The organism is Curtobacterium sp. MCSS17_011, assembly GCF_003224275.1.
In the GTDB taxonomy this organism is placed as follows: Bacteria; Actinomycetota; Actinomycetes; order Actinomycetales; family Microbacteriaceae; genus Curtobacterium.
Genome location: NZ_QKLE01000014.1, coordinates 75,091 through 82,770 on the forward strand (window position 1 = coordinate 75,091; position 7,680 = coordinate 82,770).

Below are 7,680 nucleotides of genomic sequence, written 5' to 3' on the forward strand. Positions count from 1 at the left end.
ACGCGCCAGCGGCGGTCCGGCCGTGCCGGTGGGGAGAGGCGCGGATCGCCCGCCCCTGTTGGCGACCGAACCCCTGTGGCTGGTTACGCATGGGTCGTGGTGACCAGCGCGACGGCCGTGACGGTCCTGTCGGAACGCGTGGCGGGCCTCCCGGCCGGGGTGCGCGTCGCCGCGGTCGGCGAGCCGACCGCGCGTGCCGCGCGCGCTGCGGGCTGGGTCGTCGACCTGGTGCCGACCGAGACGTCCGCAGCCGGCCTGGTGCAGGAGCTGGCGGACACCGACGGCACCGTGCTGTTCCCCCGCTCCGAGATCGCGGCACCCACGCTCGTCGACGGCCTCCGTGCCCGCGGCATCGACGTGGACGACGTGGTCGCGTACCGTACCGTGGGGACCGGCGACGAGCCGATCACCCTCGAGACGGCGCCCGCTGCGGTGCTCGTGACGAGCGGCAGCGTCGCCCGCGAGATCGCCCGCCGGATGGCCCCGCTCGACCCCCGCACCATCGTGGCCTGCATCGGCCCCGGGACCGCGACCGACGCCCGTGCGGCCGGACTGCCCGTGCACGCCGTCGGACGCACCCGGTCCGCAGAAGCCCTGCTCGACGCCGTCGTCGAGGCACTGAACCCCACCACCCCCCACCAGGAAGGTCACCCGTGACTGGACGCTTCCCCCAGGTCCGCCCCCGTCGGCTCCGCGCCACCCCCGCGATGCGACGACTCGTGGCCGAGACCCGGCTCCACCCCGCCGAGCTCGTGCTGCCGATGTTCATCCGCGAGGGCGCGACCGACGCCGTCGACATCTCGAGCATGCCGGGGGTGCAGCAGCACTCCCTCGACTCGTTCCGCCGCGCGCTCGTCGACGCGGCGTCGGTCGGTGTGGGTGGCGTGAACCTGTTCGGCGTCCCGGCCACGAAGGACGCCACCGGCTCCGGCGCGACCGACCCGGACGGCATCCTCAACGTGGCGATCCGCGTCGCTCGGCAGGAGGTGGGGGATGCCCTCGTGGTGCAGTCCGACCTGTGCCTCGACGAGTTCACCGACCACGGGCACTGCGGCGTCCTGGCCGCCGACGGTTCCGTCGACAACGACGCGACCCTGCTGCGGTACCGCGACATGGCCGTCGCGCAGGCCGAGGCCGGCGCCGAGCTGGTCTGCATGAGCGGGATGATGGACGGCCAGATCGCCGCCGCACGTGACGGGCTCGACGGTGCCGGGCACAGCGGCACCGCGCTGCTCGCCTACGCCGCCAAGTACGCCTCGGCGTTCTACGGCCCCTTCCGCGAGGCCGTGTCGTCGTCGCTCGTCGGTGACCGTCGGACGTACCAGATCGACGCCGCGAACGGTCGCCAGGGCCTCCGCGAGGTCGAGCTCGACGTCGACGAGGGCGCCGACATCGTGATGGTGAAGCCCGCGATGAGCTACCTCGACGTGCTCGCCGAGACCGCGGCGACCTCGCCCGTGCCGGTCTGGGCGTACCAGATCTCCGGCGAGTACGCGATGATCACCGCAGCAGCGCAGAACGGCTGGATCGACCGCGACGCCGCCGCCATGGAGTCGCTCGTCGGCATCAAGCGCGCCGGTGCCGACGCGATCCTGACCTACTTCGCCGTCGACATCGCGCGGAAGCTCAACGAGGAAGCGGGCCTCCGCACCTCGGGCAGCACCGCGGACGTCGCCGGCATCGCCTCGACCGGGAAGGCCCCCGAATGACCACGAACGACCAGCTCTTCGGCCGTGCCAAGAACGCGATCCCCGGTGGCGTGAACTCCCCGGTCCGCGCGTACGGATCGGTCGGCGGCACCCCGCGGTTCCTGGTGTCCGCGAAGGGGGCCTACGTCACCGACGCCGAGGGCCGCGAGTACGTCGACCTCGTCGCGTCGTGGGGCCCCGCGATCCTCGGGCACGCCCACCCCGGAACGGTCGAGGCCGTGCAGCAGGCCGCCGCGCGCGGACTGTCCTTCGGGGCGTCGACCCCGGGCGAGACCGAGTTGGCCGAACTCGTGAAGCAGCGGGTCTCGGTGGACGGCGACGGCCCGATCGAGAAGCTCCGCATGGTGTCCACCGGCACCGAGGCCACCATGACCGCGATCCGACTGGCCCGCGGCTACACCGGCCGCGACCTGCTCGTGAAGTTCGCCGGGCACTACCACGGGCACTCGGACTCCCTGCTGGCCGAGGCCGGCTCGGGCGTCGCGACCCTGGCCATGCCGGGCAGTGCGGGCATCACCGCCGAGACCGCCGCGCAGACCCTCGTGCTGCCGTACAACGACCTCGACGCCGTCCGCCGGGCGTTCGACGAGCACTCCGAGCGCATCGCCGCCGTCATCGTCGAGTCCGCCGCCGCGAACATGGGCGTCCTGGCACCGGAGCGCGGCTTCAACCGGGCACTGGCGCAGATCACCCGGTCGCACGGCGCGCTGCTCATCGTCGACGAGGTCCTGACCGGGTTCCGCGTCGGCGCCGCCGGCTGGTGGGGCCTCGAGGCGTCCAAGGTCGTGCCGGACGGTGCCGGGTGGAAGCCCGACCTCATCACGTTCGGCAAGGTCATCGGCGGTGGCATGCCCCTCGCAGCACTCGGTGGTCGGCGCGAGGTGATGGACTTCCTCGCCCCGCTCGGGCCGGTGTACCAGGCGGGCACGCTGTCGGGGAACCCGTTGGCCGTCGCTGCCGGCATCGCCACGCTGCGCGCCGCGACGCCGTCCGTGTACGAGTCGTTGAACCGCACTGCCTCGGTCATCTCCGCGGCCACGTCGGAGGCCCTGTCGGCCGAGGGCGTCGCCCACACCGTGCAGCGCGCCGGCAACCTGTTCTCCTTCGCGTTCACCGAGCAGGCACCGCGGAACTACGACGACGTGCGGGCACAGGACGTGTTCCGCTACGCACCGTTCTTCCACGCGATGCTCGACGCCGGGGTGACCCTGCCGCCGAGCGTGTTCGAGGCCTGGTTCGTGACGGCCGCCCACGACGACCGAGCGGTCGGGCGGATCCTCGACGCCCTGCCCGCGGCCGCGAAGGCTGCTGCCGCCGCGACCGCGTGACGGGCGTCGGGGCTCAGGAGCAGTCGGCCTTGGTGAAGGTCGTGTCCACGGTCTTCGAGGACCCCTCGAACGCGTAGGTGTACCGCATGTCGACGTCCTCGTCGAGGAGCTTCTTCGTCTCGGTGTTCGAGCAGAGGTTCGGCCCGACGGCGTCGCGGATGACCCCCTCGTTGATCGAGGCCGGGTCGACGTCCGCCGACACCGTGTAGTCGTAGTGGATCGCGGCACCCTCGGCCTCGATCGCGGTCCACGTCGTGACGGAGTCGACCTGCTTCGGCAGGTCGCTCTGCTCGCGGATCTGCTCGACGGCCTTCGAGACCGTGTCCTCGGTGGAGTCGCCGAAGGCCGCGTTCAGGCCCTGGCGAACGAGGAACGCCACCACCACGGCGACGACGACGCCGAGCACCGAGATCAGGACGCGCTTGCCGCGGGACGCCTTGGGCGGGGGTGCGTAGGGAGCGGCTCCGGCCGGGGCTTGGTACGGCTGGCCGACGGGCTGCTGCTGCTGCTGCTGCTGCGCGTACGGCTGGCCGACGGGCTGCTGCGGGTACTGCTGGCCGGCGTCGGGCCGCCCGTCGTTCGGCTGTGGCTCCGATCCCGGGTAGGGCGGCGGCGTGTTCGTCATGGTTCCCCCTGGTGACGGTCCGCGGCGTGACACCGTGGTGCGGTGCCGGGTCCCTCCCCGACACGGGCCGCGGACACTGAACGGCCATTCAAGCACGCGTCAGGCGGATCGGCGCGCGGCCCAGCGCCCTTCCGACCGCAGGATCGCGAGCGGGAAGTCGAACGCGTGCGACACCGCCGACGACGTGATGACCTCGTCCGACGTGCCCTGGGCCACGACGGCGCCGTCGCGCAGCAGCATCGCGTGTGACGTCGAGGCAGGCAGGTCCTCCAGGTGATGGGTCACCATGACGCTGCCGAGGTCGGGGTGCCGGTGCCGCAGCGCATCGACGGTCTCGAGCAGGTGTTCCCGCGCAGCGACGTCGAGGCCGGTCGCCGGCTCGTCGAGCAGCAGCAGCTGCGGCTCGGACATCAGGGCCCGGGCGATGAGGGCGCGGCCCCGCTCGCCCTGTGACAGCACCGGCCAGCGGGCGTCCCGTCGTGCCGTGAGCCCGACGTCGGCGATGTGCTGCTCGGCCAGGGCGACCTGCTCGGCCGAGGGCTCCCACCGCATCATGAGGTCCGTCGTGCCGGTCAGCCCGGTGAGCACGGTCTCGAGCACGGTGAGCGGCGAGAGCATCCGGTGCCGCGGGTCGACGTGGCCGATGTGCTCCCGGAGTTCGCGGACGTCGACGCGTCCGAGTCGGCGACCGAGGACCTCGACCGTGCCCGCGGTGGGGTGTCCGGTCGCGCCGAGGACGGCCAGCAGTGTGGACTTGCCCGCACCGTTCGGTCCGAGCAGTGCCCAGTGCTCACCGCGTCGGACCGTCAGGTCGACGTCGTGCAGCAGGTCGCGGCCCGAGCGCGTGACGCGGACCCCGGTGGCGTGGATCAGGACGTCGTCGTGCGCGTCGGTCATGACCCCATCGTGCCCCACCGAGCCGTGACGTCGTCCACGTGCGCCCGTGCGACGTCGACGAAGCGGCGGGCTGCGGCCCGTGCGGCACCGACGTCTCCGCTGCCGGCCGCTGTGTCGAGCGCCAGCCAGAGCGCCTCGGCGTCCCACTGCCGGAACGTGGGGGCCTCGGGCAGCGCGTAGGCGAGCCGGGCCATCACCAGGCGCAGGGCCTCACGGGTCCAGCGGTTGCCGGACTGCTCGGACAGGAACCGAGTGACGGCGAACGCGCTCTCCGTGTACCGGTGGTCGCGCACCTGGCCGTCCTCACGGGCCCGTGCCACGAGCTGCCGGAGTTCCTCGAGCGCGGGCCCACGGAGCCCGGGCAGGACGTGGACGGCGCCGTGGGTGAAGACCCCCGTGAGCAGCTCCATCGTGTCGCGCCAGGTCGCCAACGACGGCTCGACGACGCGGTGGCGTCCCCGGTCGTCCTCGAGGAGACCGAGGTCGTGCAGCCAGCGCAGCGCGCCGAGGACCTGCTCGGGCGGAGCCCCGGTCCGTGCCACCAGGTCGTCGGTCGCGTGGGTGGACCCGAGCGCCAGCGCGCCGGAACGGACGTCGCGGAGCAGGGCGCGGTCGACCGGACCTGCGCGGTGTTCGGTGGTGTCGTCCGCCGGACGGCTCGTCCGCGGGACCCCGACGTTCCGCCGGTGGACCTCGAACAGCTCGTCGATGACCTCTGCCGCCGCCGCCGCGTCGGCCGGGTCGCCGGTGTCCACCGCACGGGCGGTCGTGACGAACCAGGCGTGCACGTCGTGGACCGACCAGAGTTGGGTCGGGACGCGAGCCCACCGCATCCGCTCGAACGCGCGCAGGCCGAGGCTCCGCACCAAGGGGTTCGGGGAGTGCTCGAACCAGAACTGGCAGGCGGCGGCGAACGCCGTCGGGTACTCCGGCAACCGGAGCGCCGCGGTGGTGCGGGCCCGCGCGACCCGGCGGTCGAGTTCGGCACGCAGCTCGGGGGTGAGCGCCGGGATCGTGGCACGGAGGGCTGGGCCGATGAGCGCGACCCAGAAGTCCAGTGCGTCGGACAGGTCGGCGTCGGAGAGCTCCTCGTACTGCCACGTGCCGTCCGGCTGGTGGACCAGGATGCCGAGGTCCTCGAGCCGGGCCGCCGCCGCACGGACGTCACCGCGCGGGGTGCCCCACTCCCAGCTCAGTGCGTCGAGGTCGACGGGCACCGGTCCGCGGGGCCCGGTCCGGACGTGCGCGAGCAGGGACACGTAGGCGTCGTCGTGCACGGCCGACCAGGGATCGGCGTCACCCCACTCGCCGGCGACCACGGATCAGCCGCGGTCGGCGCGGACCGCTTCGATGTGCTGTTCGAAGTTGCGGGTGAGGGCTCGTCCGGCCTCGGCGGCACCTTCACCGTCGCGCTCGGCGAGGGCCTCGCGCAGGATCGAGAAGAAGGCCTCGGACCCGTACTGCTCGAACGCAGGCGTGGGGTTGAGCGTGAAGCGGACCCGCTCCATCGCGCCCACGGCCGCGTTCTGCACCAGGGGGTTGCCGGAGTGCTCGACGGCGAACTCGATGATCTCGGTGAGGGCGCCGCTGAACCCGTAGTCGCGCACCTTGCGCATGCGGTCGGCCTTGTCGAGCAGCGCGGTGAGGGCCTCGACGTCCTCGTCGCTGTACTCGGGGACGCCCCAGCGCAGGCTGAGCTCGAAGAACCCGGCGGTCGCGCGGGTCGCGGTGACCCAGTCCTCGAAGGTCGGGGTGGCGACCCGGGTGTACCGGTTCGCCTCCATCTCGACCAGACCGATGTCGACGAGCTTCGCGATCGCCTCGCGGATTGGGGTGCGACTCACACCCAGCCACTGGACCAGCTCGTCGTCGTTCAGGCGCTCGCCGTGCTGCAGCGTGCCGTCGCGCAGGGCCGCGAGCATCTTGTCGTAGACGACGTCGCGCAGAAGCTTCCGGGGAGAGCTCTCCACGGTGGACTTGGGGACCGGCATGTCATCTCCTCGAGGACGAAATCGACACTCGAAATCCTAGCGTGCCAATATGCAAACGTTTGCTAAATGTCGCGCCGATCGGTGACGGTGATTCAACCCCCGACGGCCACGACCGTTCGCCCGTGCACCCGTCCCGCGACGACGTCGGCGCCCACCTCGATGGCCTGCTCGGGCGTGACCGTGCGGGTGACGTCGGCCAGGAGCACGGCGTCGAGGTCAGTCGCGAGCCGGTCCCACGCCCGACGTCGGAGCTCGATCGGGGCGTCCACGGAGTTGATCCCGAGCAGGGACACCGACCGCAGGATGAACGGCAGCACGGTCGTCGGCAGCGCGGAGTCCTGGGCCAGCCCGCACGCCGTCACGGCACCGCCCCACTTGGTCGAGGCCAGGACGTTCGCCAGGGTGGCCCCGCCGACGCTGTCCACCGCTCCGGCCCAGGTGGCACGCTGCATCGGCTTGCCCGGCTCGGACAAGGCGCTCCGGTCCACGACGTCCGAGGCACCGAGACGCCGGAGCGACGCGTCGTTCGTCGTCCGACCGGTGGACGCCGTCACCCGGTACCCGCGGGCCGCGAGCAGCGCGCTCGCCACGGTGCCGACCCCGCCGGATGCCCCGGTCACGAGCACCGGCCCGTCGTCCGGCGCGACGAAGCGCTCGAGCGCCAGCACGCTGAGCATCGCCGTGAACCCCGCGGTGCCGATGGCTGCCGCGAACGAGTCGTCGATCGCATCGGGCAGCACGACGAGCGACCCGGACGGCGCCACCGCCTGCGTCGCCCAGCCACCGTGCCGGGATTCGCCCAGCCCGGCCCCGTTCAGCACCACCCGGTCACCGATCGCCACCTCGTGCACGCCCGGCCCGAGCCCGGACACGGTGCCGACGACGTCGATCCCGGGCACGAGCGGGTCGAGCCGGGCGACTCCGGGGTTCCTCGCGAGGGCCAGGCCGTCCTTGTAGTTGACGCTCGAGTACGTGACGTCGACCAGGGCCTCGCCCTCGGCCGGATCCGGCAGGTCGACGTCGGTGACGGTGGGCGGGGCTGCACTGGACACGAGGACGGCGCGGGTCATGCGCCGGACGCTACCCCGGGCCTCCCGGCGGCCTGCCCGTTCTTTCCCAGAACGCGCGCG

At 72.7% G+C, this 7,680-nt stretch carries 8 protein-coding genes; 3 read left to right on the forward strand and 5 right to left on the reverse strand.

What is annotated here, in order from left to right:
- Positions 1-75 precede the first annotated feature (75 nt).
- Genes DEJ17_RS11105 through hemL form a run of 3 tightly spaced genes read left to right on the forward strand, consistent with a single transcriptional unit; the run spans position 76 to position 3,037 of the window.
- On the forward strand, positions 76-657 hold the full coding sequence (locus tag DEJ17_RS11105; RefSeq protein ID WP_258366773.1) for a uroporphyrinogen-III synthase: 582 nt from the start codon (positions 76-78) through the stop codon (positions 655-657).
- Positions 654-1,709, forward strand: coding sequence for a porphobilinogen synthase (gene hemB, locus DEJ17_RS11110; protein ID WP_375342570.1), 1,056 nt, complete (start codon positions 654-656; stop codon positions 1,707-1,709). Before DEJ17_RS11105 ends, hemB begins: the two co-directional genes overlap by 4 nt.
- Positions 1,706-3,037, forward strand: a complete 1,332-nt coding sequence (gene hemL / locus DEJ17_RS11115) for a glutamate-1-semialdehyde 2,1-aminomutase (RefSeq protein WP_110893868.1) — start codon at positions 1,706-1,708, stop codon at positions 3,035-3,037. The genes hemB and hemL overlap by 4 nt, the downstream gene beginning before the upstream one ends.
- A 13-nt stretch (positions 3,038-3,050) precedes the next feature.
- Here the strand turns inward: hemL and DEJ17_RS11120 are convergent, their stop codons facing one another.
- The 5 genes from DEJ17_RS11120 to DEJ17_RS11140 all read right to left on the reverse strand — a co-directional run bounded on the left by DEJ17_RS11120 (position 3,051) and on the right by DEJ17_RS11140 (position 7,620).
- The gene (locus tag DEJ17_RS11120; RefSeq protein WP_110893870.1) at positions 3,051-3,662 is read right to left on the reverse strand and encodes a hypothetical protein; all 612 of its coding nucleotides are present in this window, start codon (positions 3,660-3,662) and stop codon (positions 3,051-3,053) included.
- A gap of 99 nt (positions 3,663-3,761) precedes the next feature.
- The gene (locus tag DEJ17_RS11125; protein WP_110893872.1) at positions 3,762-4,559 is read right to left on the reverse strand and encodes an ABC transporter ATP-binding protein; all 798 of its coding nucleotides are present in this window, start codon (positions 4,557-4,559) and stop codon (positions 3,762-3,764) included.
- Positions 4,556-5,878: a hypothetical protein gene (locus DEJ17_RS11130; RefSeq protein WP_110893875.1), complete on the reverse strand. Its 1,323-nt coding sequence runs from the start codon at positions 5,876-5,878 to the stop codon at positions 4,556-4,558. The genes DEJ17_RS11125 and DEJ17_RS11130 overlap by 4 nt, the downstream gene beginning before the upstream one ends.
- 3 nt (positions 5,879-5,881) lie before the next feature.
- Positions 5,882-6,550, reverse strand: a complete 669-nt coding sequence (locus tag DEJ17_RS11135) for a GntR family transcriptional regulator (protein ID WP_110893878.1) — start codon at positions 6,548-6,550, stop codon at positions 5,882-5,884.
- 92 nt (positions 6,551-6,642) lie between these two features.
- A complete protein-coding gene (locus DEJ17_RS11140; protein ID WP_110893880.1) occupies positions 6,643-7,620 on the reverse strand; it encodes an acryloyl-CoA reductase in 978 nt (325 codons plus the stop codon).
- Between the last annotated feature and the right edge of the window lie 60 nt (positions 7,621-7,680).